This is a genomic window from Actinomadura rubrisoli (assembly GCF_004349215.1).
Taxonomy (GTDB): Bacteria; Actinomycetota; Actinomycetes; order Streptosporangiales; family Streptosporangiaceae; genus Spirillospora; species Spirillospora rubrisoli.
In genome coordinates this window covers 1-25,145 of sequence record NZ_SMKU01000113.1, presented here as the reverse complement: position 1 = coordinate 25,145, position 25,145 = coordinate 1, and the positions used below count along the sequence as shown (strand labels likewise).

General features: G+C 73.3%; 24 protein-coding genes and 1 pseudogene. 17 read left to right on the top strand and 8 right to left on the bottom strand.

The genetic code is table 11. The annotated features are described in order from the left end of the window. From E1298_RS21405 to E1298_RS21395, 3 genes and pseudogenes are all read left to right on the top strand, one after another. A pseudogene (locus tag E1298_RS21405) lies at positions 1-419 on the top strand (hypothetical protein); the annotation flags it as partial. A 6-nt stretch (positions 420-425) separates the two neighbouring features. Next, positions 426-803, top strand: a complete 378-nt coding sequence (locus tag E1298_RS21400) for a DUF742 domain-containing protein (protein WP_131895960.1) — start codon at positions 426-428, stop codon at positions 801-803. After that, positions 784-1,407, top strand: coding sequence for a GTP-binding protein (locus tag E1298_RS21395; RefSeq protein WP_131895958.1), 624 nt, complete (start codon positions 784-786; stop codon positions 1,405-1,407). The genes E1298_RS21400 and E1298_RS21395 overlap by 20 nt, the downstream gene beginning before the upstream one ends. Before the next feature lie 122 nt (positions 1,408-1,529). Here the strand turns inward: E1298_RS21395 and E1298_RS21390 are convergent, their stop codons facing one another. Beyond that, positions 1,530-1,949, bottom strand: coding sequence for a DUF4259 domain-containing protein (locus tag E1298_RS21390; protein ID WP_131895956.1), 420 nt, complete (start codon positions 1,947-1,949; stop codon positions 1,530-1,532). Between the two features lie 179 nt (positions 1,950-2,128). On the opposite strand from E1298_RS21390, the gene E1298_RS21385 reads away from it, so the two are divergent. Together E1298_RS21385 and E1298_RS21380 are read left to right on the top strand one after the other, a co-directional pair. Next, complete coding sequence (locus E1298_RS21385) at positions 2,129-3,100, top strand: hypothetical protein (protein ID WP_131895954.1); 972 nt, start codon at positions 2,129-2,131, stop codon at positions 3,098-3,100. Further along, a complete protein-coding gene (locus E1298_RS21380; RefSeq protein WP_131895952.1) occupies positions 3,094-3,636 on the top strand; it encodes an HAD domain-containing protein in 543 nt (180 codons plus the stop codon). Before E1298_RS21385 ends, E1298_RS21380 begins: the two co-directional genes overlap by 7 nt. Before the next feature lie 4 nt (positions 3,637-3,640). Here the strand turns inward: E1298_RS21380 and E1298_RS21375 are convergent, their stop codons facing one another. Continuing rightward, positions 3,641-4,324 carry a DUF4240 domain-containing protein gene (locus tag E1298_RS21375; RefSeq protein WP_131895950.1) on the bottom strand — a complete coding sequence of 228 codons (684 nt, stop codon included), beginning with the start codon at positions 4,322-4,324 and terminating at the stop codon, positions 3,641-3,643. A 174-nt stretch (positions 4,325-4,498) separates the two neighbouring features. Then, positions 4,499-4,642, bottom strand: a complete 144-nt coding sequence (locus tag E1298_RS48265; RefSeq protein ID WP_165975584.1) for a hypothetical protein — start codon at positions 4,640-4,642, stop codon at positions 4,499-4,501. Positions 4,643-4,858: 216 nt separating this feature from the next. Here E1298_RS48265 and E1298_RS51230 point away from each other — a divergent pair, with 216 nt between their 5' ends. Continuing rightward, entirely contained in the window at positions 4,859-5,116 is a 258-nt protein-coding gene (locus tag E1298_RS51230; protein WP_131895948.1) for an NADAR domain-containing protein, read from the top strand. Here the strand turns inward: E1298_RS51230 and E1298_RS21365 are convergent. Continuing rightward, positions 5,113-7,272, bottom strand: coding sequence for a terpene synthase family protein (locus tag E1298_RS21365; protein WP_131895946.1), 2,160 nt, complete (start codon positions 7,270-7,272; stop codon positions 5,113-5,115). The genes E1298_RS51230 and E1298_RS21365 overlap by 4 nt on opposite strands. 118 nt (positions 7,273-7,390) lie before the next feature. Here E1298_RS21365 and E1298_RS21360 point away from each other — a divergent pair, with 118 nt between their 5' ends. The 5 genes from E1298_RS21360 to E1298_RS21340 all read left to right on the top strand — a co-directional run bounded on the left by E1298_RS21360 (position 7,391) and on the right by E1298_RS21340 (position 12,326). Next, entirely contained in the window at positions 7,391-7,777 is a 387-nt protein-coding gene (locus E1298_RS21360) for a phage holin family protein (protein ID WP_131895944.1), read from the top strand. Between the two features lie 88 nt (positions 7,778-7,865). Beyond that, positions 7,866-8,441, top strand: coding sequence for a 2Fe-2S iron-sulfur cluster-binding protein (locus E1298_RS21355; RefSeq protein WP_207944766.1), 576 nt, complete (start codon positions 7,866-7,868; stop codon positions 8,439-8,441). Beyond that, entirely contained in the window at positions 8,438-9,412 is a 975-nt protein-coding gene (locus tag E1298_RS21350; protein WP_131895942.1) for an FAD binding domain-containing protein, read from the top strand. The genes E1298_RS21355 and E1298_RS21350 overlap by 4 nt, the downstream gene beginning before the upstream one ends. After that, positions 9,409-11,475 (top strand): xanthine dehydrogenase family protein molybdopterin-binding subunit, encoded by a 2,067-nt coding sequence (locus E1298_RS21345; protein WP_131895940.1) that lies wholly within the window; start codon positions 9,409-9,411, stop codon positions 11,473-11,475. Before E1298_RS21350 ends, E1298_RS21345 begins: the two co-directional genes overlap by 4 nt. 422 nt (positions 11,476-11,897) lie before the next feature. Beyond that, on the top strand, positions 11,898-12,326 hold the full coding sequence (locus tag E1298_RS21340; protein WP_131895938.1) for an STAS domain-containing protein: 429 nt from the start codon (positions 11,898-11,900) through the stop codon (positions 12,324-12,326). Positions 12,327-12,347: 21 nt separating this feature from the next. On the opposite strand, the gene E1298_RS21335 is transcribed toward E1298_RS21340, so the two are convergent. After that, positions 12,348-14,336: a SpoIIE family protein phosphatase gene (locus tag E1298_RS21335; RefSeq protein ID WP_131895936.1), complete on the bottom strand. Its 1,989-nt coding sequence runs from the start codon at positions 14,334-14,336 to the stop codon at positions 12,348-12,350. A gap of 158 nt (positions 14,337-14,494) precedes the next feature. Between E1298_RS21335 and E1298_RS21330 the strand changes: the two genes are divergently transcribed. The 4 genes from E1298_RS21330 (at position 14,495) to E1298_RS21315 (ending at position 19,061) form a co-directional block, all read left to right on the top strand. Next, entirely contained in the window at positions 14,495-14,881 is a 387-nt protein-coding gene (locus E1298_RS21330; protein ID WP_131895934.1) for a hypothetical protein, read from the top strand. A 28-nt stretch (positions 14,882-14,909) separates the two neighbouring features. Next, positions 14,910-15,929: a chemotaxis protein CheB gene (locus E1298_RS21325; protein WP_207944765.1), complete on the top strand. Its 1,020-nt coding sequence runs from the start codon at positions 14,910-14,912 to the stop codon at positions 15,927-15,929. A gap of 32 nt (positions 15,930-15,961) precedes the next feature. After that, positions 15,962-17,824, top strand: coding sequence for a CheR family methyltransferase (locus E1298_RS21320; protein WP_243725714.1), 1,863 nt, complete (start codon positions 15,962-15,964; stop codon positions 17,822-17,824). A gap of 100 nt (positions 17,825-17,924) precedes the next feature. Next, positions 17,925-19,061 carry a PAS domain-containing protein gene (locus E1298_RS21315; protein ID WP_165975583.1) on the top strand — a complete coding sequence of 379 codons (1,137 nt, stop codon included), beginning with the start codon at positions 17,925-17,927 and terminating at the stop codon, positions 19,059-19,061. Here the strand turns inward: E1298_RS21315 and E1298_RS21310 are convergent. Beyond that, on the bottom strand, positions 19,026-20,795 hold the full coding sequence (locus tag E1298_RS21310; protein WP_165975582.1) for a bifunctional copper resistance protein CopD/cytochrome c oxidase assembly protein: 1,770 nt from the start codon (positions 20,793-20,795) through the stop codon (positions 19,026-19,028). The genes E1298_RS21315 and E1298_RS21310 overlap by 36 nt on opposite strands. Positions 20,796-20,894: 99 nt before the next feature. On the opposite strand from E1298_RS21310, the gene E1298_RS21305 reads away from it, so the two are divergent. After that, on the top strand, positions 20,895-22,289 hold the full coding sequence (locus E1298_RS21305; protein ID WP_131895928.1) for an SPFH domain-containing protein: 1,395 nt from the start codon (positions 20,895-20,897) through the stop codon (positions 22,287-22,289). 153 nt (positions 22,290-22,442) lie between these two features. Next, entirely contained in the window at positions 22,443-23,426 is a 984-nt protein-coding gene (locus E1298_RS21300) for a LysR family transcriptional regulator (RefSeq protein WP_131895926.1), read from the top strand. 95 nt (positions 23,427-23,521) lie between these two features. Here E1298_RS21300 and E1298_RS21295 read toward each other — a convergent pair whose 3' ends face one another. Continuing rightward, on the bottom strand, positions 23,522-24,316 hold the full coding sequence (locus E1298_RS21295; RefSeq protein WP_131895924.1) for a hypothetical protein: 795 nt from the start codon (positions 24,314-24,316) through the stop codon (positions 23,522-23,524). Between the two features lie 3 nt (positions 24,317-24,319). After that, complete coding sequence (locus tag E1298_RS21290) at positions 24,320-24,832, bottom strand: papain-like cysteine protease family protein (RefSeq protein ID WP_207944764.1); 513 nt, start codon at positions 24,830-24,832, stop codon at positions 24,320-24,322. Between the last annotated feature and the right edge of the window lie 313 nt (positions 24,833-25,145).

Sequence of the window (25,145 nt, the reverse complement as noted above, 5' to 3'; positions counted from 1 at the left end):
GGGTGTCCGAGACGACCGGTCCGCGGCCGGTGTTCGAGGAGCCGGTGCAGGGGCCGATGCCGCCGCAGCGCCGGTCGCCGTCCGGGTGGGGGGAGACTCCGCCCGAGCCGCCGCCGGAGGCCGCGTACGAGGCCGAGCTGGAGCAGACGCGGTCCACGCCGCAGCGTCTGCCCCGGTCGCCCCGCGAGGTCAGGCGGCGCCCCGCCGGCGCCCGTCCCGCCGACCGGCCGCCGCTGCCCAAGCGCGTCCGCCAGGAGAGCCTCGCGACACAGTTGAAGGAGGAGGCAGCGGCGGAGCCCGCGCCCGCGCCGCAGCCGCGCGCCGGGCGCTCGCCCGAGGAGGCGCGGGCGATGATGTCGTCCATCCAGCAGGGAACGCGGCGCGGCCGCGCGGAGGCCCTCCATGACGAGGATTCGTGACGGGCGATGAGCGGTCCTGGCAGCGAATGGCTCGATGAGGAGGCCGGGCCGATCGTCCGGTCCTATGCCCTCACGCGCGGGCGCGCCAGGCCCGCCACGGGCGAGGGCTTCGACATGATCACGATCGTGTCGACCGCCGCCCGGCCCCGCTCGGGCAGCCCCGGCATGGGCCCCGAGCACCTGGACATCCTGGAGATGTGCCTCCAGCCGCAGCCGGTCGCGGAGATCGCGGCCAGGATGAGGCTTCCCCTGGTCGTCGTCCGCGTCCTGCTCGGCGACCTGCTGCACCACCGGTTCATCGCCGTGACCCGCCCCCAGCCGGAGAGCGCGCTCTCCAAGGAACGTCTGCTCAGGGAAGTGCTCCATGGACTCCAAGCCCTCTGAAGCCGCGGCGGCCGCCGCCGGCTCCGCCCCGGCCGCGCCGGTCGCGGTGAAGATCCTCGTGGCCGGGGGATTCGGGGTCGGCAAGACGACGCTCGTCGGCGCCGTCAGCGAGATCCGCCCCCTGCAGACCGAGGAGCTGCTCACCGACCAGGGCGTCGGCGTGGACGACATCGAGGGCGTAGAGCAGAAGACCACGACCACGGTCGCGATGGACTTCGGCCGCATCACGATCCGCGACGGCCTCGTCCTGTACCTGTTCGGCACGCCCGGCCAGGACCGCTTCTGGTTCATGTGGGACGAGCTGTCCTACGGAGCGCTCGGCGCCGTCGTCCTCGCCGACACGCGGCGGCTCGCCGACTGCTTCCCGGCCGTCGACTACTTCGAGAACCGGGACCTGCCGTTCGTCGTCGCCGTGAACTGCTTCGACGACGGCTACGACTACACCGTCGAGGAGATCCGCGAGGCGCTCGACCTCGGCGAGGATTCGCGGATCGTCCTGTGCGACGTGCGGGACCGCGCGTCCGGCAAGGAGGTGCTGACGACGCTGATGCGGCATGTCATCACCGTCCACCGGATGGAGAGCCACGGAGCCCCCGCCGTCTGAGCCGTCAGATCCACGATGGACGTCCCCTCAAGTGTGCCCGCGGGCATGGCGGCCCGCGTCAGCGATGTCCCGCCCGTCTGCGCTCCGCCCCCGCGCGACCGGACGGCTCGCCGCGCGGATGCTCAGGACCGGCCGTGCGCGAGGGCGCGGCGGTATCCGGATACGGCCGCCTCCACCTTGGTGAACGCCCCGCTGTCGGCCCAGACGTCGTACCACTCGTTGTCGGACGGGTCGAGCGCCCGCACGAACACCCGGGACGCGAGGTCGCGCAGGTCGTCGCCGGGGGTGAACTCCAGCTCCTCCAGGTACTTGCGCGCGCTGCCGTCCAGCGGCACGGACGCGTCGATCCGCGCCGTGACCAGGCATGCCGCGGCGAGCGCGGCCTCCACCTCGTCGCTTTCCAGATAGCCGTCCGCCTCCAGGACCACGGTCATCGCCGTGCGCAGCCTGTCCGGAACCGCGTCCGCCGGGCCGTCGGCCAGGCCGCCCACGAAGTCCATCGCGGTGTCGTTCTCGAACGGCCCGTGTCCCCAAGCGCCCATGCGCCCCTCCTCTTCGTCAGGTGTCGTCGAAACCTAGCCGAGTACACCGTCAATCGTCCGCATTCACGGCATTTGTTAGCCTTCGCCGCGCCGCGTTCTGGAGCCGTGGACGGCGAGCGGCCCATGCGTTTTCCGGACACGCTGGAACGATCTGGACCGCTTGCTTTACCCTCCGTCACATGCCCGAAAGCGTGCCGGCGTTTCCGCTGGCGCCCGGAACGTACGACAGCGTCGCCGCGACGACGGCGGGGCCACCGCTCGTCCTCGCCTCACGGGCGGGGGAGGGCGCCTGTCTCGGGCAGGCGTGGGACCTCGCCGCCCGCGCGGCCCTCGGCCCGCCGATCCCCGACTTCCCCTACGAAGGGACCGAGTGGGCGTTCGGGCTGCTGCCCGGCGGCTCCCCGGTCGTCGCGTGGTCCCACCGCGACCGTATGCACGTCCACGACCTCGCGTCGGGGGCCGAGCTGGTGCTGGAGCCGGAACGCGCCGCGCAGCCCGACCTCGTCGGGCTGGCCGTCTACGAGGGGCGCGGCGCCGTCGTCGCCGTGTTCGGCCCCGCGCACGACGCCGAGGTCGTCGTGTGGGACGCCGCGACCGGCGACCGGCTGGAGGAGTTCGGCGTGTGGCTCGGGCACTGGTCGGCCATCGACCGGTGGCTCCTGCACGCCCCGCCCGCGACCGGCCCCCTCATCGGCCTCACCTGCGACATCGAGCGCGTCGACGGCGCGGACGACGTCGTCGACGCCTACTACGTCAGCGTCCTGGACGTGGAGCGCGGTGAGGAGGTCGCCTGCCTGCCGTCCGCGGGCTCCCGGCACGCGGCGTTCGCCCAGGGACCCGCCGGGACCGTCCTCGTCCAGCCCGGCCACTCCGGCCTGCTGGTCCGCGACCTCGACGGCGGGCGCGTCGCCGCCCTGGGCGCCCCGGACCACTGCGACCAGGTCGCCGCGGCCACGGTGTCCGGCCGCCTCATCGTGGCAGCCGACCTGCCCGGCCGGCCCGGCACGCTGCTGGCCTGGGATGCCGCGTCGCCCGCCCCGTCCCACCAGGTCAAGGTGCCCGCCCCCGTCAACGACTTCGCCCTCACCGCCGACGGCACCATCACCGTCGCCACCGACGACGGCCTGTACACGGCCCGCATCCCTTGCTAGGCGACGTCCCCCGGCCGGGCACGCGACGCGGGTGCAGGCCCGTCCTCTATATCGACGTCGACGGCGTCCTCAACCCGGACGCGCCCCGCGACGCCGCGCGCTTCGGGGAGCACACGGCCGGACGGTTCACCGTGCGGATCAACCCCGAGCACGGGGACTGGCTCCGCGAGCTGGCAGACCGGTTCGACCTGGTGTGGGCGACGACCTGGGAGGCGCACGCCAACCGCTACATTGGGCCGCTGCTCGGCCTGCCCGAGCTGCCGCACGTGGAGTTCTCCGCCTACGACGCCAGGCCCGGCGATCCGCGAACGCCGCTGCTGCAGATCCCGCGAATGCGCAAGTGGGCACCGATCCTGCGGCACGCTGACGGCCGTCCGTTCGCGTGGGTGGACGACGTCATCCCGCTGACCGTCAGGCGTCAGGCGTTCCGCTACCGCCGCGCGCTGCGGCTCGTTCCCGTGAACGCCGCGGAGGGTCTGGAGAGGCGCCATGTGGACGGCCTCTGGCGCTGGGCGGGGCGCTGGGTGGTGGGGTAGGGGGTCAGGCGAGCCATTGGACGCCCAGTTCGGCCAGGAACTGCTCTTCCGTCTGGCCGCGTTCGGCCAGGAGGCTCTCGAAAGCGGCGCGGTCGCGCTGGTCGCGCTCCTCCCGGGCGGAAAGGGGGAAGAGCGTGGAGAGGCGGGGCAGGCGGCGGGCCAGTTCGGCCGCGTCCTCGAAGTCCCAGCCGGGGTCGCGGGGGGCGGTGTCGTGCGGGGTGTCGTGGCCCCGGGCTTCGAGGGCCTCGTGCAGGCTGCCCTCGGTGCCGGTGAGCCGCTCGTGCGCCTCGGCGGCGAGGTGGTTGAAGCCCTCCCAGCCGGGCCATTCGTCGTCCGACCAGTCCTGCGTGGGACGCCAGGCCAGGCGCTGGACGGCGGGCAGCTCGGCGAGGGTGTCGGGGTCGGCGGTGACGCGCTCGAACACGTCGCGGCCGAGGCCGATCAGCCAGGGCTGGAAGTACCAGAAGCCGTCCATGGAGCACAGGCCGTCCAGGATCTGGTACGCGGCGCCCCACAGCGCGTTGGTGTCGGAGCGGAGGCGCAGTTCGTCCTGGCGGACCTGGAAGTCGGCGATCTCGCCGAGCGGGCGCTGGGCGAGCGCGTCGCCCAGCCAGGCCAGCCGGGCGCCGGGGCCCGGGGAGTGCCGCCGCGACCGCTCGATCAGTTCCCAGAACGCGTCCTCGTCCATGACTGTGAAGTCTGGCACGGGACGGGCACGCCGAGCGCGGCGGTCGCGGCGTCCAGGTCGGCGGAATGGATGCGCCCACGTCCGGCTACCCGTGAACCCTTGCTCGGGGTCCTGGGCGATGAAAGGCGCCGGGGCCCGTCCGGCGAGCGGACGGGCCCCGGCGGAGAGCCGCGGTCAGCGGCCGGCGAGTTCTTCCTCGGCGGCCGCGGACTCCGCGTCGGCGGGACGTCCCGCCTGATCGCCGTCCGAGTCCACCGGCCGCCGTGACGGCCAGGCGTCGAGCTTCGTGCGACGAGGGTTGGCCAGAGGGTTGTCCATTGCTGCTGCTGTCCTCCCGTACAGTCCGGACTGGCGTCCCGGACTCTCGGCATCCGGGCCGACCGAAAAGGAGATTTTCCCGGAAGACCCACCCGGTTTAGCAACATGGTCTAGACCTGGGCGCTCCCACTAGGCGAAACGCGTGCTCCCCGTGAACCATTCCGCCGGCCGAAATCCGTTCGCCCACCCCGGCGCGGGCCTGCCATCCTCTCCGGCATGGACGTCCAGGAGGGGACGACCTACGCGACCGCCGAGCACTACATGATGGCCGAGAAGGCCCGCCTGTTCGATGACGAGGAGACGGCCGCCGCCGTCATCGCCGCACCCGCGCCGCGCGCAGGTGTCCGCCTGGTGCGGCCTGAACCTCCTGGGGTTCGCCCTGATGACCGTCCGCGCCTCCATGGCCTCCTGACGCAGGCGTTCACTGACGCGGCGGGCACCCGGCGGGGTTCGGGTTGCGCCATCGTGGGCTAGCGGGACGTGAAGAGGTGGAAGGCCGAGGTGCCGAGGCCGGTGGGTTTGAAGAGGCGGGACGGGCCGGTGGTGCGCTGGGGCGGGCGTTCGTCGTAGCGGTGGGTTTCGTGGTGCCACTTGAGGATGCCGGCGATCCAGTCGCGGAGCTCCTCGACGTAGGCGGCCAGGCCCGCGCGGGCGGTGTCGTCCAGGGCGAGCTCGTCGGACAGGACGGGGAGCTCGGCGGAGACGAGGTGCTCGAACTGGCGACGGCGGGCGCTCATGAGATCGTTGACGATGGGGAGGGCCTCGTCGCGGCCGCAGTCGAGGAAGTTCTCCACGGCGAGGACGCCGTTGTTGACCTCGCCCTCGTACTCCATCTCCTTCTGGTAGGAGAAGACGTCGTTGATCAGGCAGCCGACGTCCATGACGGAGGCGTCGATCTCGCGGAGCGTGCGGGTCTGGAAGACCTCCGCGGGGATCTCGGCGGCGTGCTCGATGCGGGACAGGGCCATGGTGAGCTCGGACCCGAACGTGCGGCGGCGCATCTCCAGGTAGTCGACGGGGTCGGGGACGCGGCCCTGGAGGTGGTTGTTCAGCTCCCACAGCCAGCTCTCGACCATGTGCTCGACGGCCTCGCGGAACTCGGCGCGGCCGCGCGCGCCCATGGGGGAGGCGGTGCGGTGCCAGAGGTCGGCGAGGCCCTGTTCGAACGGGTTCTCCGGGACGGGGGTGGCGCCGCAGTCGAGCGGCATGAAGCCGGGGACGCGGGCGTTGAAGATCTTCGCGCCGGCCATGTCGCGGTCGCGGTTGAAGACGGCGGGGAAGTAGTCGTCGCCGAAGGTGCCCCAGGCGAGCCACTGGGTGCCCAGGTCGAGGGCCTCGGGGGAGGCGTCCGGGTCCAGGGACGCGGCGCAGATCGCGAACTCGAAACCGGCCAGGCGCTCGGCCGTCCACAGCGGGACGGGGTGGCGGGGGAGCGGCTCGTACATGCCCATGGCGCCGCACCAGGCGATGACGTTCTGGCGGGCGCGTTCGCGGTGCGGGTTGACGCGGGCCGGGTACGGCATGTCGAACTCGGGGAGCGGCGTCCGGCCCACCTGCTGGTAGGGGACGTGGGGACGGCTGATCCGGGCCGATGCGAGCAGGGCCGGCAGGCGGGTCGCGGACATGCCGAGGGGCGCCGCCTCGTTCATGTAGCGGCTGGAGCGCAGGTGCCACTCGTGGCCGCCGGACTGCCAGTCCTGCAGGCCCTTGACGTAGGCGGAGACGCTCGCGCGTTCGGCCGGGTCGAGCGCGTGCTCCTCGTAGAGCGGCGGCAGTTCGGTGAGGGCCGTGTTCTCGAACTGGCGCAGGCGGGAGGTGAGCAGGTCGTTGACCGTGTCGGCGGCGTGCTGGGGCGCGACGCCCAGGAAGTGCTCGACCACCAGGACGCAGTTGTTGATCTCGCCCTCGCTCTCGGTCTCGCGCTGGTAGGAGAAGATGTCGTTGCGCAGGTGGACGCCGTCGGCGAAGGTGTCCTTCAGGACGCGGAGCGGGCGCGTCCCCACCAGGCGCTCGGGGACCTCGATGCCCGCGGCGTGCTCCACCAGGTCGGCCGACCAGGGCGCGCCGCCGACCTTGCGGCGCATCTCGACGTACTCCACCGGGTTCGGGACGCGGCCGGTGCTGATGTTGGCCAGCTCCCACAGCGACTCGCGGAGCAGGTTGTCGGTGCTCTCGGCGAAGCGCCGCCGCCACGCGTCCGACTTGGCCGGGACGGTGCGCGCCCACAGGTCGATCAGGCCGCGCTCGACGGCGTTCTCCGGTTCGGGCGGCTCGGACGACATGAACAGCGGGAGCCGGTCGAGGTAGGTCTTGGCTCCCGGCTGGTCCTGGGGCCGCTTGAAGACCTCCAGGAAGTGGTCGTCGAAGTAGAAGACCCAGACGTACCAGTCGGTGATGAGGTCGAGTTCGGGGCCGTCGCAGTCCGGGTGGGTGTAGGCGCACAGGAGCGCGTAGTCCATCGCGTCCAGCTTCGCCTCGTCCCAGATCTCGGGGGTGCCGGGGTCGCGGGTGTCGTCCAGCATGCCCATCTCGCGGGCCCAGACAGTGCTGTGCGCGCGCGCCGCCTCCAGATGGGGGTTGAGACGGGCGGGATATGGGACGTAGAAGTCGGGCAGCTCGAACGGTCGCACCCTCCGGACCTCTTTCTGTCGGGATCATCTGATCCGCAACTTACAGCAGTCATAAAGTTACGTATGGTGAGAGATTTCTGACCCGGTTCCTTTGCCTTGTTACGGGTAAGGCGAGGTCATGGGCACGTCAGGCGAGGCGGCGAGGGTCGAGGAGGAGCCGCTGGAGGGGTCGCTGGAGGAGAACCTCGCGCTCGCTCGGCAGGTGATCGAGGCCGCGCAGCGGGAGATGGCGGCCAAGGCGAAGAAGAGCCTGCCCGCCCTGCGGCTCGGGGCGCTCGCCGGGACGCTCGGCCTCGTCGCCACCGCCGCGACGTACCGGATGAGCGTCCAGCTCCTGGAGCGGAAACTGCCGCCCGAGCTGGCGTCGTTCGTCACGGCCGCCGCCTACGGGAGCGGCGCGGGCGCGGCGGCCCTGGCGGCGTCCCGCAAGTGGCGGGGGGCGCCGGCGCCGCTGCCCACCGACACGGCGCGGCAGGTCGCGGAGATCCTCACCGAGCCGGGCTGACCGGCCGCCGGACCCGATGTCCCGCTCCGCCCGCGCCGCCGCCGATCGGTCCTGACTCACCCCGGCGATCCGGGGTAGGAGGGAGATCATGGACAGCGCGAACACATCCGGCGGCGCCCCTCCGGTGCACGCCGCCATCACCCTGACCGTGAACGGGAACGAGCACCGGATCAGCGTCGACACCCGCGCGTCCGTGCTCGACGTGCTCCGCGAGGACCTCGGCCTGACGGGGTCGAAGAAGGGCTGCGACCACGGGCAGTGCGGGGCGTGCACCGTCCTGCTGGACGGCCGCCGCGCGAACGCGTGCCTGGCGCTCGCCGTCGCCCACGACGGCGCCGAGATCGTCACCGTGGAGGGGTTGGCGGACGGCGGGCGGCTCAGCCCCGTCCAGGAGGCGTTCATCGAGCGCGACGCCTTCCAGTGCGGGTACTGCACCCCGGGCCAGCTCTGCTCCGCGACGGCGGTGCTGGACGAGGCGGGGCGCGGCTGGCCGAGCGCCGTCACCGCCGACCTGGCGTCCGACCCCGTCCTGGACGACGCGGAGATCCGCGAGCGGATGAGCGGCAACCTGTGCCGCTGCGGCGCCTACATGGGCATCGTCGCCGCCGTCCGCGACGCGGCGGCCCGGTCCGGCGACACGGCGGCCAGGAGGGCGGACGCGTGAGGCCCTTCGCGTACGAGCGCGCCGCCACCGCCGAGGACGCCCTTGCTCTGCACGACGGCGGCGCCGCCTATCTGGGCGGCGGCACGAACCTGGTGGACCTGATGCGGCTCGGCGTCGAGGAGCCCGTCCGGCTCGTGGACGTCGCGCACCTGCCGTTCGACCAGATCGAGCTGAACGCCGAGGGCGGCCTGGTCATCGGCGCGGCCGTCACCAACAGCGACCTCGCCGCCGACCGGACGGTGCGCGCCGGGCACCCGGTGCTGGCGCAGGCCGTCCTCGCCGGGGCGTCGGGCCAGATCCGCAACCTCGCGACCGTCGGCGGCAACCTGCTGCAGCGGACGCGCTGCTCCTACTTCCAGGACGCCGCCAAGCCGTGCAACAAGCGCGACCCCGGCAGCGGCTGCCCGGCCCGGGAGGGCGAGCACCACAACCTCGCGATCCTCGGGCACTCGCAGGCGTGCGTCGCGACCCATCCGTCCGACATGGCGGTGGCGCTGGCGGCGCTGGACGCCTCGGTCCGGGTCCGGGGCCGCGCCGGTGAGCGGACCGTCCCGATCGAGGACTTCCACCGGCTGCCCGGCGGCGAACCGGAACGCGACACCGTGCTGGAGCCGGGCGACCTGGTCACGGCGGTCGAGGTGCCGCCGCTCGGCATGCCGTCCCGGTACCGCAAGGTCCGCGAGCGCGCCTCGTTCGCGTTCGCGCTCGTCTCGATCGCGGCGGCCCTCGACCTGGACGGCGGCGTGGTCCGCGACGTCCGGCTGGCGCTGGGCGGCGTCGCCCACAAGCCGTGGCGGGCGTGGCGCGCCGAGGACGTGCTGCGCGGCGCCCCGGCGACGGCCGAGTCGTTCCTGCGCGCCGCCGAGGCCGAGCTGGAGGCGGCCGAGCCGCTGCGCGACAACGCCTACAAGGTGCCGCTCGCGCGCAACCTGATCGTCCGCACGCTGACCGAGCTGGGGGAGGGGACATGACGGCGCTCGACCGGCTGGAGAGCCGCGAGAAGGTCACCGGGGCGGCGCGCTACGCGTTCGAGTACCCGGTGGACGGCGTCGCCTACGCCGCGGCCGTCCAGGCGAGCGCCGGGCGCGGCGAGATCACCGCCGTGGACGCCGCGTCCGCGCTGGAACTGCCGGGCGTGCTGGCCGTCCTGTCGTGCGAGAACGCGCCGCGGCTCAGCTCCGTCCCGGACGGGGAGCTGGCGGTGTTCCAGTCCCGGACGGTCTCCTACCGGGGCCAGTTCGTCGCGGCGGTGGTCGCCGAGACGCTGGAGACCGCGCGGGAGGCGGCCCGGCTCGTCCGGGTCGAGTACGCGTCCGAGGCGCCGGACGTGCGGCTCCGCGCCGACCACGGCGGCCTCTACAAACCCGACAAGGTGAATCCCGCGTTCCCCACCGACACCGAGAAGGGCGAACCCGAGGAGGCGTTCGCGGGCTCCGCCGTCCAGGTGGACGCGACGTACACGACTCCCGCCGAGCACAACAACCCGATGGAGCCGCACACCACCATCGCCCAGTGGAACGGCGACGGCAGTCTCACGCTCTACGACTCCAACCAGGGCGCCTCCATCGTCCAGGACACGCTGGCCCAGATCTTCGGGCTCGGCAAGGAGCAGGTGCGCGTGGTGTCGCCGCACGTCGGCGGCGGATTCGGCTCCAAGGGGACGCCGCGCCCGAACGCCGTGCTCGCCGCGATGGCCGCGGGGGCGGCGGGCCGTCCGGTCAAGTTCGCGGTGCCCCGCCAGCAGATGTTCGCGACCACCGGGTACCGGACCCCGACGATCCAGCGGGTCAGGCTCGGCGCGGACGCCGGCGGGCGGCTGAACGCGATCATCCATGAGGCGGTCGAGCAGACGTCCACCGTCCGCGAGTTCGCCGAGCAGACCACCACCCCGACCCGGGTGATGTACCAGGCCCCGAACCGCCGGACCTCGCACCGCCTCGTGCGCCTGGACGTCCCGACGCCGTCGTGGATGCGGGCGCCCGGCGAGACGCCCGGCATGTACGCGCTCGAATCGGCGATGGACGAACTGGCCGTCGCGGCCGGGATCGACCCCGTCGAGCTGCGCGTCCGCAACGAGCCGGACCGCGAGCCCGAGAGCGGCCTGCCGTTCAGCTCCCGCAACCTGGTCGCGTGCCTGCGCGAGGGCGCCGACCGGTTCGGCTGGGCCGGCCGCGATCCCGCCCCCGCCGTCCGCCGCAAGGGCCGCAAACTGGTCGGGACGGGCGTCGCCGCGTCCACCTATCCCGCCTACCTGCGGCCGAACCGGGCGACGGCCCGCGCCGAGCCCGACGGCACGTTCACCGTCCGGATCGCCGCGTCCGACATCGGCACCGGCGCCCGCACCACCCTGACGGTGATCGCCGCGGAGACGCTCAAGGCCGATCTCGGCCGCGTGCGGGTCGAGATCGGCGACAGCGCGTTCCCCGCCGCGTCCGTCGCGGGCGGCTCCGCCGGGACCTCCAGCTGGGGCTTCGCCGTGGTCCGCGCCTGCGAGGCGCTGCTCGGCCGGCTGAACGGCGCCGTGCCGCCGGACGGCATCGAGGCGTCCGCCGACACCGCAGACGAGATCAAGGCGCGCGACGCCTACGCCCGGCACGCGTTCGGCGCGCAGTTCGCCGAGGTGGAGGTGGACGTCGACACCGGCGAGGTCCGCGTCCCCCGCATGCTCGGCATCTTCGCCGCCGGACGGATCGTCAACGAGAAGACCGCCCGCTCCCAGCTGATCGGCGGCATGACGATGGGGCTCGGCATGGCGCTGCTGGAGGAGTCGGTCATGGACGAGGAGTTCGGCGACTTCCTGAACCGCGACCTCGCCCAATACCACGTGCCCGCCTGCGCGGACGTCCGCTCCATCGAGGCCGGCTGGATCGAGGAGAGCGACCCGCACCTCAACCCCATGGGCACCAAGGGCATCGGCGAGATCGGCATCGTCGGCGCCGCCGCGGCCATCGCCAACGCCGTCTACCACGCGACGGGCGTCCGCATCCGCGGCCTCCCCATCACCCCCAGCTGCCTCCTCCCTGAACTGTATTAACTGCAATCCCGGCCCAGGGGGCTCGCCTGGCGGCTCGCCCCCTGACCGTGCTTGTGCGAGCGCGCTGTGCTCATTCAATCCCGGCCCAGGGGGCTCGCCTGGCGGCTCGCCCCCTGACCGTGCTTGTGCGAGCGCGAATCGCTTCGCGATCTTCCCGGTGGGGCTTGCCTTCGGCTTCGCCCCACCGGTCAGGTCGCGCGCTCGCGCGACGGCTGGGGGGTTGGGCCAGGCCACCTTTAGACAGATCCTTGGGCTTGGCGGCTTGGCGGCTCCGGTTACTGGAGGATCGTCCGCTCATCCATGAACGCCTCCCGAGGGCGGGTTTTCCTGCGCGTTGAGGTCCAGATCTTGAGAACAGGTGAGATCGTGGCATATACGTGGCCGCCCGGGTAGGGCGTCCCCCTCCGGAGGGCGAGGAGCGGATGACGGTCTGGCGGATCAGCGGCGGGGAGGGCGAGCCCGGTGCCGACGTGCCGCGCCCGGACCGGGCCGCCCCCCGGTACGACCTCGTCGAGGTCGACACCGCGCTGCTGCGGGTCGCGGGCGGCACCGGCTCGCCCTGGCTGCGCGTGTCGGGCGACGTCGACGTCTCGAACGCCGTGGAGCTGACGCGGGCCCTGCACGCCGCGGAGGAGCGGGCGGCCGGGGACGTCCACGTCGACCTGAGCCAGATCGCCTTCATCGACGTCGCGGGGCTGCGGGCGATCACGCAGGCGGCGCGGGTCCTGCGGGAGTCGGGGCACCTGCTCGTCCTGCACTCGGTGTCGACGCACATCGACAAGCTGTTCCGGCTCATCGGCTGGGACGCGACGCCCGGCCTGCTCGTCCACTGCAGGACGCGGGCGCGCTAGGGCGCCCTGACCCCCGGCCCGTCATCGGGCGGTGTCCGGGCACACCTTGCGGAACTCCGCCGCGAGCAGGGTGACGTCGTCGCGCCGCTCGTCGGCCCTCAGGGCGCCGACCACGGTGTCGCACAGCTCGTCCAGCGTCCGCTGGGGGCCTGACAGGCGGGCGCGCAGGAAGTCGAGCCGGACGTCGATGTCCTGGCCGGACCGCTCGACCAGGCCGTCGGTGCACATCACCAGTCGGCTGCCCTCCTCGATCTCCACCCGCGCCAGCCCGAACGCGTGCCCGCCCACGCCGATCGGGACCCCGCTCGGGACGCGGAGGGACCGGCACGCGCCGGCCGGGTCGATCAGGATCGGCGGGATGTGCCCGGCGTTGGCGATGCGCAGCAGCCGCGTCTCCGGTTCGTAGACGGCGTAGAGGCAGGTGGCGAAGCAGCCGCCGCCCAGGGTGCGGGCGACGTCGTCGAGCTTGCGCAGCAGGAACCGGGGCCGCAGGTCCAGCGAGGCGAAGGCGTGGATGGCGGTCCGCAGCCGGCCCATGGTGGCGGCGGACCGCCAGCCGTGGCCCATGACGTCGCCGATGGTGAGCGCCACCCGTCCGCGCGGCAGCGGGAGCGCGTCGAACCAGTCGCCGCCGACCTGGGCGCCGGGGCTGCCGGGCAGGTACCGGTAGCGGATCTCGACGGCGGGCAGGTCGGGGACGGTGCTCGGCAGGAGGCTGCGCTGCAGCTCCTGGGCCGCCCGCGACTCGCGCGCGAGGAGCGCGGCGTCGGCGATGCACGTCGCGCCCAGCCGCGCCACCTCCTCGGCGACCGCGAGATCCTGCCCCGACGGGCGGCGGCTCGGCTCGTGGCCGAGCAGCAGCGCGCCGACCACCGTGCCGCGGGCGACGAGAGGGATCACGGTGAGCGCTCCCGCTTGGGAGAACGGGCGCAGGACGGGCTCGCCGAACGCCTTCGCCGCGTCCGCGCGGAGCAGGTGGACGGGGGCGGCGGCGTCCAGCGCCGTGGCCAGCAGGCCGTCGGCGGGCAGCTCCACCGGCTCCGGGTCGGGCTGCCCGCCGGGCGGGCCGCAGGACGACCGCGCGAGCCTCCGGACGACCCACGACCCGCCGCCGCCCTGACCGGAGTCGCCGAGCACGTCGTCCACGACGTGGACCTCGGCCAGGTCGGCGAGCCGGGGGACGACCGCGCCGGCCAGCTCCTCCGCCGTCCGCGACGGGTCGAGCCGGCTGCCGATCCGCGCGCCGGCCCGGCTGAGGAACGCCAGGCCCTCCGGCGCCGCCCGCGCGGAGAGGATGGTCTCGTCGGAGACCAGGCCGTCGCGGGTGTCGAACGGCAGCCGGGCGCCGACGATGAAGCTGATCGCGGGGTAGCCGAGGTCGAGGATCCGCCCGGTGAGCTCCGCCAGGCCGTCCGGCGCGGGCAGGTCCAGCCCGTCCAGGACCTCGGTGAGGTTGTCCTGCAGCCGCGGCAGGTGCCGGGGCTCCACCGGCAGCACGTAGGGGGCGACGCTGGGGACGCGGAGCCCGCGGTGCGGCTCCGGCTCGCCCGCCGACCGGACGACGAGCTGGTCGCCCACCGTCAGGCCCAGCGAGACGCTCCGCAGGGACGCCGTCTCCGTCGCGAAGGCGAGCACACTGAGCCCGTCATGCCCGTCATGCCCTTCGGGAGCCGGGCGGCCCGCGGGCAGGCGGTACACCCACCACGACACGTTCTTGATCTTCAGCGGGGCGCGGCGGAGCAGCGGCGCCGAGAACGCCGTCGCCTGGACGGGCCCCGGCTGGGCCGGGTCGAGCGCGGCGCCCTGCCCGCCCGGCACCCCGAACAGCTCGCCGAAGACGCGGCCGAGCGCGACCTCGGCCGGATGGCCGAAGAGCCGCTCGGCGCCGGGGTCCCAGTGCAGGACGCGGCCGCGCCCGTCCAGGGCGAGCAGCACCATCCGCGACAGCCCGATCAGGCTGCCGGACGGTTCCGAGATCGGGCCCGGGGAGTGCAGGACGTGGCCGCTCATGGATCCACTCCTCGGGTTTCGACCGCATACGGACCGCGTTCGCGACGTTACCGCGAGCTAGTGATCGGCATAGCCTGTTTCGCGGGGAGAGTCGGGATACGGGAGATTGCCCCCTCTTCATGGGAGCTTTCGCGCCGGAAGGGGACGACAATGGAACGATGGAGCCCGATCGCGTTGAACGCCCGGGGGGCGGACGGCTGGAGCAGGTCCGCGAGCGGCTGCGGGAGCTGCGGGACCGGAGCCGTGAGCTGGCCGACGCTCCGCCGAACGGCGGCTCGGGTCGTGCGCGCGTCCTGCGCTCCGCCGAACTGGTCCGACTGGCCGCCCTGAACGCCGCGCGGGCGGGCGAGGCCGCTATCGCCGCCTACCACCGGGCGGGCGCCGTCCACGACCGTGCGGCCGTGCTGCACGACCACCTGGCCGACACCGCGACCGGCGACGCGGATCGGCACCGCGACCGCGCGCGCGAGCATCGCTCTCTGGCGGACGCGGACCGGGAGCGGGCCTCCCGGGTTCACGGCGAGCCCACGAATCCGCATACATGAGCCCCGCCCGTCGGGGCATGAGTCCGCCATGGGCCGTGAGTTCGCCATGGGCACCGCACCGGGGCGCGACGTCGTTGTCATGGCCGCGTCGGCCGGCGGCATCGAGGCTCTCGGGGCGGTGATGGCGGAGCTGCCCGCCGACCTCCCGGCCTCCGTCCTGGTGGTCCTGCACGTCCCGGCCACGGGCGGGCGCGCGCTCCCGGGGATCCTCGGACGCGCGGGCAAGCTCCCGGCGGCCGCCGCCGTCGACGGGGAGGGCCTGCGCCACGGCCGGGTGTACCTCGCCCCGCCCGATCACCACCTCCTGGTCCGCGACGGTGCCGTCCACGTCTCGCACGGCCCCAAGCAGCACGGTCACCGTCCGGCGGCCGACCCGCTGTTCCGGAGCGCGGCCGCTGCCCGGGGCCCCCGGGTCGTGGGGGTGGTCCTCAGCGGCACGCTGGACGACGGCGCCGCCGGAGCCGCCGTCGTCGAGGAGGCCGGCGGGATCGTGGCCGTCCAGGACCCGGACGACTGCGCCTACGACGGGATGCCCCGGGCGGCGCTGGCGGCGACGCGGAACGCCGTCGCCCTCCCCGTGACGGAACTGGGGGCCTTCATCGCCGAGCAGAGCCGCACACCGGTCGGGATCGGAGCGCCGGGGCCGCGCGTCGACCCCGAGACCTACCTGGAGACCGAGCCCGTGGCCAAGGAGCCGCCGGGCGTCTGGAGCGGGATCACCTGCCCGGAGTGCGGCGGTCCGCTGAACGTGCGCTCGGAGGTCCGCCCGTCCCGGTACGAGTGCAGGCTGGGGCACGGCTGGTCGGCCGACAGCCTGCTCGGCGGCCAGGCCGACGCGGTCGAGCGGGCGCTGTGGGTGGCGGCGCTCCGGCTGGAGGAGCGCGTGCGGCTGACCCGGCGGATGTCGGCGTCCGCGAAGGAGCGGGGCCATGTCAGGTCGGCGGAGATCTTCGACGCCTCGTCCCGGGAGAGCGGGGAGGCGCTGGAGACGATCCGGTCCCTGATCGAATACCTCTCGCAGGCCGGAGAGCGGCCTGACTCTCGGTGATCTGCTGACGGGGAAGCGTACGCTTCCGAAGCGTGGCGGAGAACGAGACTGGCGAGCACGGGTTCGAGGACCTCCTGCTGATGCTGAAGGAGACCCGCGGGTTCGACTTCACGGGCTACAAGCCGACGACGCTGACGCGGCGGATCAAACGGCGGATGGACGCCCTCGGCCTGGCCGGGGTCGAGGAGTACCGCGACTTCCTGGAGCTGGAGGGGGAGGAGTTCGCCCGGCTCTTCGACAGCCTGCTGATCAACGTGACGGGCTTCTTCCGCGACCCGGCGGCCTGGCAGGCGCTCCGCGAGACCGTCGTGCCCGAGATGCTCGCCGCCAAGGACCCGGCGCGCCCGATCCGCGTCTGGAGCGCCGGGTGCGCCACCGGCGAGGAGGCGTACACGCTCGCGATCGTGCTCGCCGAGGCGCTCGGCACCGCCGACTTCCGCGAGCGGGTGAAGATCTACGCCACCGACCTGGACGAGGACGCCCTGCAGCAGGCGCGGACGGGCAGCTACACCGAACGGCAGGTCGCCGAGGTCCCCGAGGACCTGCGCGAGTCCTACTTCGAGCGGTCGGGCCAGCGGTACGCCTTCCGCCGCGACCTCCGCCGGCAGGTGATCTTCGGCCGCAACGACCTCACGCACGACGCGCCGATCTCGCGCGTCGACCTGCTGGTGGCGCGCAACACGCTGATGTACTTCAACGCCGAGACGCAGACCGGGGTGATCAGGCGGTTCCATTTCGCGCTCGGCGACCCCGGCTACCTGTTCCTCGGCAAGGCCGAGATGCTGCTCAACCACGGCGACCGGTTCGAGCCGATCGACCTGCGCAAGCGTCTGTTCCGCAAGATCTCGAACGTCGAGGTCCCCGGTCTTCCCTCCAAGGTGTGGGACGACGGCGCGCGGACCGCCGCGCCGCCGTCGGTGCGGCTGGAGCAGGCGGCGCTCGACGCGGGGCCCGTCGCGCAGCTCGCCGTCGACCTCGCCGGGAACCTGGCGGTCGCCAACACGCGGGCCGAGCTGCTGTTCAACCTGCGGCCCCGGGACATCGGCAGGCCCTTCCAGGACCTGGAGGTGTCGTACCGGCCGGCGGAGCTGCGGTCGGTGATCGAGCAGGTCGGCAAGGAGGGCCGGCCGGCGGATCTGCAGGACGTGGTGTGGCACCGCTCCGCCGGGGCCGAGCCCAGCGTGTTCCACGTCCAGGTCGTCCCGCTGTTCCGGCGGCCGGGCGAGGCCGTCGGGGTCGGCATCAGCTTCTCCGACGTGACCCACTACCGGCGGCTGCGGGACGAGCTGGAGCACTCGAACCAGGAGCTGGAGCGCGCCTACGAGGAGCTGCAGTCGCTGAACGAGGAGCTGGAGACCACGAACGAGGAGCTCCAGTCCACCAACGAGGAGCTGGAGACGACCAACGAGGAGCTCCAGTCGACCAACGAGGAGCTGGAGACGATGAACGAGGAGCTCCAGTCCACCAACGACGAGCTCCAGGAGATCAACGACGCGCTCCGGATCCGCGGCGAGGAGCTCGACTCGGCCAACTCGTTCCTCGGCTCGGTGCTGCGCAGCCTGGGCGCCGCCGCGGTGGTGGTGGACGAGGAGCTGCGGGTGAAGGTGTGGAACAGCGGCGCCGAGGAGCTGTGGGGGATGCGGGCGGAGGAGGCTCAGGGCCGCGACCTGGAGACGCTCGACATCGGCCTGCCGGTGCGCGAGATCGTCCCGTCGCTGCGCCGGATGCTCGCCGACCCCGAGCGCGGCGGCGCCGCCCAGACCGCGGTGGACGCGGTGAACCGGCGCGGCCGGACGATCCGGCTGCGGGTGGAGTCGGTCCCGCTCCGCGACGAGCCGGGCCGCCCCCGCGGCGTGATCATCATTATGGATCACTTGACCAGCGAGGATGGCTGACGGCAAGAGGGATTGTCAGGTTACGGCTTCCTTTCCCGCCCAAACTGAGGAGAATTCCTGGTATCCGGGATCACCGCCGGGCAAGGGAGGGCCTCACGCCATGACCCCGCGACTGGACACCTCTGCCTTCAGAAGGGACCTGGACGCCTTCAGCGGCCGCCTGACCCGCCTCCGCCGCTCCGAGCCGGCCCTTGCCCTCGCGCTGACGGAGCTGGAGGACGCCGAGGACGAGCTGCGCGCCTGCATCGACGAGATCGAGCGGCTGGCCGAGCTCGGCGGGGACGAGGCGGGGCGGCGGGACCTGGTCCACCGCGCCTTCCACGAGCTCCCGGCGCCCGCCTTCGTCCTGGACGCCACGGGCGTGATCCGGGCGGTCAACCGGCAGGGCGCCGAGCTGCTCGGCGTCACCGCCGGCTACGCGGTCGGCAAGCCGTTCGCGGTGTTCGTCGAGCTGCCGTGGCGGGTGTCGTTCCGCTGCGAGCTGGCCGGCGTCCTGCGCGAGGAGTGCCCCGGCACGCTGCCGTGCCGCCTCGGCTCGTCCAAGCGCCGCCCGCCGCAGCTCCGCCTCACCCTCGCGCGGCTCGACCTCTGCCCGGAGGGCGCGCCGTCCGTGCTGGTCACCGCGGACCTCAGCCCGGAGCCGCACCAGGAGATCATGGCCGTGGCCGCGTATGTGCGGCGGCTGGACGTGATGGGCCGGATGACCCGCCTGCTGCTCCGCGCGCGCGACGTGCCGTCCCGGCGGCTGGTGACGGAGGCGACCGAGCTGCTGGCCGCCGAGTGCGCCGACTGGGCGGTGACCGACCTGGCCGTCGGGCCCGCAGGCGGGGGACGGCCGGCGCGCGGGCACTGGCCGGGCAGGACGGCGGTCGAGCGGGCCGCGGTGGCGGGCCCCAAGGACGAGGAGGAGCCGTCGATCACGCGGACGCTGCGCTCCCTCGAACCGGCGGACGTGTCCCGCTACATCGTCCAGACCGGCGAGTCCACGCTGCACATCCCGCTGTGGGAGAGCGGCGCGTTCGGGGGGACCGCGGAGTCCCGCCGGGCGCTGGCCAAGCTGGGCACCGGGTCCGCCGTGGGCGTCCCGATCCGGGACGAGGAGGACGTCCTGGGGGCGCTGCTCCTCATCCGCGGCGAGGAGCGGCCGCCCTTCACGGTCACCGACCTGGCGGTGTTCGAGGAACTCGGCATGCACCTCGGCCTAGTGCTGGCGTCCGCTCCGGACGGCGGCGAGTAGCCGGGGGACGAGCGCGGCGCCCGTCGCGGTCACGGCGGCCGCCGCCAGGACGGCGGCGCCGAGGCGCTGATCGTCCAGGGGCGGGGCGCCCCAGGTGCGGCCCAGCGTGCCGTACCAGCCGCCGGCGAAGACCGTCCCGGGGCGCGCGAGGGCGATGCCGGCGAGCGCGTGCAGCGGGACGGCGGCGAGCAGCGCCCGGGGCCCGGCCGTCCCGGCGAAGAACGCCAGCCCGATCGCCAGGAAGCCCGCCATGGCGACGGAGTGCAGGGCGTGGTTGGCGAGGGACGACGCGAACAGCGGCGAGGCGTACCAGCCGTACAGGCTCACGACGAGCAAGGCCGACGCGACGACCGGGTGGGCGGCCGCCCGGGCGCCCCGGCTTCCCGCCACCGCGTCGAGCGTCCGGGCGGAGGGCAGCGCCTTGCGCGCCAGCGTCAGCGGGGCGCCGTGCACCAGCAGCAGCGGCGCGGCCAGGCCCACCATGACGTGCTGGACGGCGTGCGCGCTGAACAGGACCATGCTGTAGCGCGCGACTCCGCCGCAGGTCGCGAGCAGGACGACGGCCAGGCCCGCCGTCCACGCCAGGGTGCGGTGCAGCGGCCAGCCGTCCCGCCGCACGCGGAACACGGCCGCCCCGTACAGGACGGCGCCCGCCGTCACCAGCACCAGGAAGAGCGGGTCGATCCACCAGTTCAGCAGGTAGGGGCCCGGTCCCGCCGGACCGGGGAGGGGGAAGCCGAGCCGCAGCGCGACGGGATCGAGCGTCCCGGGCGACACCTCGGGCGGCGGCGTGCGGGACAGCCCGGTCGCCAGCGCCATGGCCGCCGCCATGACGAGGATCTCGGCGGCCCCGAGCCGGACGAAGCCCCGCGCGCCCGCACCGGAGCTGAGGGCGGGGATGGTGGCGCGCCGGTGCCACCACCCCATCGCGCCGAGGACGAGGAGCGCCGCCGCCTTGGCCACCACCAGCATTCCGTACCGGGATCCGAGGTGGACGCCGCCCAGCCGCACCCAGGCGTTCACCGCGCCGCTGACCCCGACGACCGCGAACGACACCAGCGCCAGACCGCTGTACCGCCGGACGGTCTCGGGCAGCCGGTCGCGGACGTCCGGCGCGACCGTGACCAGGGCGACGAGCCCGCCGATCCACAGTGAGACGCCGGCGACGTGCGCGGCGAGGCTGTGGACGGCGAGCGCGTGGTGCGCGGCGGACGCGGCATGGCCGGTGAACAGCGGCGGCATCAGGCCCGCGAGCGCGCCGATCAGCAGGTACCCGGCCGCGCCTTCGGCGCCGGACAGACGTGCCGCGAATGAGAGCGCGACGGCGGCGGCGATGACGAGCAGAAGCGCCCGTCCCTGCGGAAGCTCGATGAGGAACGTGCGCAGCATGTTCCCGGTGATGCCGGTGGCGGGGACGCCGAACAGGTCCGACACCGTGAACGCGACCAGCGCCAGCCCGCACAGCGCCCAGGCCATGGCGCTCCTGGACGCGGCGAGCAGGCACCGCCGGGTCGTCCCGGACCGCTCGGGAACGAGGACCGCCGCCGCCAGCAGCCAGCCCACCGTGAGGACGGAGGCCACGTTCATCCCGAGCTTGGCGACCGCGAGCCCGACCTTGGTCAGCGCCCCCGCCTGCGACAGGCCGGGGGTCGCGGCGGCACCGAACGCCCCGCCGAGCCGCACGGCCAGCGCGAGGACGACCAGCGCCGTCGCCAGGGCCCCGATCGCGAGCATCGGCGGGTCGGCCCGGGGTGCCCGCCGCTCATGCGCTGCCACACACGGGGGTACGCAAGCGCCCAGGCACAGGGTTCAGCCCGCACTAAGGTGTCCGGCATGCCGGATGTGAGCAGCGCTGACCAGGGCAACACCTACCTTGAGAAGGTCGTCGCGCAGCAGGCGGTGCTCGAAGACGACCTGCGGGCCAGGCGGGCCGCCGCGCCGCAGGCCGCGCCGGGCGCCGCCGGGCCGCCCGCGGGGCCGCTCGCCAAGCGCCACCGCGCCCTCGCCGCCACGGGGGACCGGCCCGCCCCGGGCCCCGTCGACGTGCGGATCAGCGGATTCTGGCGCTGGAAGAACGTCCTCGTCCCGCCGAACGCGTTCGTCGTGCACACCCGCCGCGGCCGGGACGAGCCGCTGCACGTCGGCCTGGGCGTCTCGTTCCGGTTCAACCCGTCCACCGACTCGTTCCTGGTGGTGCCGGGTGCGGCGCAGACCATCCTGATCAACGCGTACTGCATCTGCCAGGAGCTGCAGGGCGTGCTCGTCCAGGGCTACGTCCAGTGGATCATCCAGGACTTCGCCACCGCCTACCGCAAGCTGGACTTCGGGGACGCGGGCGACCCGATGCGCCTGGTGAACCTCCAGCTCAGGGAACAGGCGGAGGCGGCGATCAAGGACAAGGTCTCCACGATGGGCGTGCGGGACGTCCTCAGCGACAAGCAGCCCATCATCGAGGAGCTGACGGCGCGGCTGCGCGCGGTCGCCGAGGGCGAGGACCACAGCGACCAGGGCCTCGGGCTGCGGATCGTCACGGTGCAGATCAAGGAGGCCGTGGTCAGCTCGTCCCGGCTCTGGGAGAACCTGCAGAAGCCCTACCGGGCCGAGCAGGGGCAGATCGCCCGGCTGGCGGAGCTGGAGGCGGAGGAGGCGGTCGCGCAGCGCGAGATGGCCGCCGCCCGGCTCAAGGAGACGCAGCGCCTGGAGCACGAGCGGGAGCTGGACGAGCTGCGCGCCCGCAACGAGGCCGAGCGGTTCGACACCGAGGTCGCCGAGCGGCTCCGCCGGACCAGGCGCGAGCACGACGACTCCCGCGAGGTCGCCGAGCTGGAGACCGAGACGACCCGGCACGCGCTGCGCATGGAGCGCGAGCGGCACGCGGAGGAGGCCGAGACGGGCCGCCTGCGCGTCGAGCGCGAGCAGGAGCTGGGGCGCCTCGAACTGGACGCCGAGCTGGCCCTGGCCGACCTCCGCGCCCAGTCGCGCCACGGCCAGGCCCTCCTGGACATCGAACGCGAGCGCGCCCGCGCGGAGCTGGAGAACGGGCGCACCCCCGCCGCCGTCCAGGGCCGGCTGATCGCCTCGCTTCCGGAGATCATGTCCAGGCTGCCCAAGCCGGACGAGCTGCGCTCGGTCACGGTCAACGGCACCGACCAGACGAGCCTGGCCGGCCTCCTCACCCAGCTCACCGCCGTCATCGCCGCCCTGAGGTCGGCTACCGGCCCGCAGTAGCCCGCCGCGGCAGGTGCTGGACGCGGCTCACGGACAGTAGCGAAACCGCGCAACACTGTTATCGGTCTGGCACGCATTTCTATTCTGTGCGGGCGTATGGAGGGTTAATATGCGCTTGAATCGAGTCGACGGGGCAGAGGCACGGTCAGGAGCATGCTCGTGGATCTCGGTCCCCACCACCTCAGGATGATCGAGGCCATCGCCGCAACCGGCAGCATCAGCAAGGCGGCGGCCCGCCTCAACCTCACGCAGCCCGCGGTCAGCACGATGCTCCGCCGGGTCGAGGGCCATCTGGGCGTGCAGCTGTTCGTCCGGTCGCCCGAGGGCGTGATGCCGACGCCGGTGGGCGCGGAGGTCGCCACCCGTGCGCGCGCGGCGCTGTCCTGCATCGACGACCTGAACGCCGCGCTCGCGCACCGCCTGCGCGACCCCGAGGCCCTGCCGCTGCTGCGGGTCGGGATCCAGGCGTGCCCGCCGCTGCCCAAGCTGAGCGACCGCCTGGACACGCTGGCGCCGGACGCCCGGCTGCAACTGCGCGTCGACCAGGGCGGCGGACGGATCCCGGCGCTGCTCGCCTCGGGCGCCCTCGACATCGGGCTCTTCCAGGAGCCGGTGAACTACACCCCACCCGTCCTGGACGGCCTGGAGCGGCTCGTCCTCGTGGAGTGCGAGCCGGCGCTCGTCGGGATGGCCTCCGGCAGCCCGCTGGCCGCGCGCCTCACCATCGACCTGCACGAGCTGGCCGACGTGGACTGGCTCGACGACCCGCTCGACGACGGCCCGTGGCCCGCCTACCTGCGGGGCGTGTGCGCGGAGGCCGGTTTCCAGCCGCGCGTGCGGTACTGGTCGACCGACTGGCAGATCTCGTCCTCGATCATCCGGTCGGGGCGCGCGATCGGGATGTACCAGCCGACGGCGAGCCCCCGCGAAGGGGTCGCGTTCCGCCGCATCACCGGGGACCCGCTCGGGCAGCGGGTCGTCCTGGTGTGGCGGCCGGAGGCGGAGCAGGCGGCGGGACGGCTGCGCGGCCTGTTCAACGACGTGTACATGGACCTCGTCCGCGGCCAGAGCGTGTACGGCGAGTGGTGGGACGAGCATCCCGAGGCGCACCCGGCCCTCCCTGTCGCCACGTCCTGAAAACCTGTCGCCCCCTCGTGGGAAGGGACGGCGGAGCCCTGAAAAAGGACGGCGGGTCCCGGGGCAGCGGTCCCCGGAACCCGCACGCATTTCGGCTAGCCCAGCACGCGCTTGCGCCGGGCCACGGCGATCCCCGCGGCGGCGATCACGCCGCCGCCGGCGAGCGCCAGGATGACGGGCGCCGTGCCCGTGCCCTCTGACTGCTTGCTGACGCCCGTGGTGGGCGAGTAGCCGCCGAGCTTCCCGCTGGTCTGGTACTGGGAGCCGGGGAGCTTGTCGGCGTACCTGGTGCGGACGAGCTGCTGGTAGGCGGCCAGCGTCACGCCGCTCTTGCCGACCGAGGTGACGGCGGTGTCGTTGAGACCGGTGACCCGTCCGTTCGCGAGCCGGTACCAGGCGTGGATCTGCGGTTCGGTGAACACCGTGCCGCCGGCCGCCTTGGCCGGGTACACGGCCTCGTCAGAGCCGGAGGCGATGTTCGTGACCTTCCAGCTCTTGCCGCTCTTGGACAGCCACATCGTCGCGTGCTGCCCGGTCGCCGACTTCGCGCCGACCGCGTAGTAGGCGAACGTCGCGACCTCGCTCGTCGTGCCCTTCACGAACGCAGGGTTCAGCGAGTAGACGGGCAGGGCGCCGGTCTCAAGCCGCGGGGCCTTGGCGTCCGCCTGGGCCTTGGTGACGGTCTGCTTGGTGAGCTTGCCCTGCTTGAACTGGTCCTGGTGGACGAAGAACGAGGCGAGCCACTTCTGTGCCGCCGGCTGCGCGGCGGCCTTGCCCGCCGCCGCGGAGTCCGCGGGGCCGGCGGCCATCGCCGGGCCGACGCCCATGAACACGGAGGCACCGAGTCCGGCGGTCAGGGCCGCCGCGGAGAACTTAGCAGTACTGCGCATGGCTCAAGCTCCCACCCGGTAGAGGGCCTGTCCCCAGCGGAACTGGCCGTTGCTGGTGTAGCTACCGGCCGACATCTCCGAGTAGCGGGGGCTGGAGGGCCACGGGTCGCCGTAGGCGATCGTCGAGGTGCCGCTGTAGCCGTAGATGACCTGGGCGTGTCCGCCGCCGGCCGTCCAGTAGATACCGGTCTCGATCGGGCGGTTGCCGTCGATCTCAGCCTTGATCGCGGTGAACGCCATCGGGCCGCCCACCGTGCCGGCGGAGATCCCGAGCTTCCTAAAGGCCGTCTGAGCCCACTCCAGGTAACCGGGCTGGTTCGGGCATTGGGAGCCGGCCGTGCGGTTCCTGGCCATGTTGCAGAACTCGTTCTGGCTGGTGCTCTTGCCGAGGAACTTGGCGATGGTCAGCCCGCTGGCTGCCCAGCACCACTGGTTCTGCTGCTGGACCTCCTGGTTGATCTGGAGGTTGCCCGCTGAGGCGACACCGGACGAGGCCGCGAAGGTGGCCGCGGCCACTCCTGCGACTCCACACGCGATGCGCCAGCGTGCCCGGGCGGGTCGGGTACGCGTTCTCATTCGCTTCCGCCTTTTCTCCCGGCGTGCGTCGTATCACCTCTCGCGCGGTAGCGGTTGCAATTCCCTGCCGGTGCCGGGGGGAATTCCGGGCGGGGAGCCCCGCGCGAGAGGCCGAAGGAACGCCATAACAGTCTCATTCGCGACAAAAGCCAGGTAATGCCAGCAGGTCATAACCCGGGTGAATGCCCCATCCCCGCCCAGCTCAGCGGCGGGGATGGGGCATTCACCCGGGTTATGACCTGCTGGCATTACC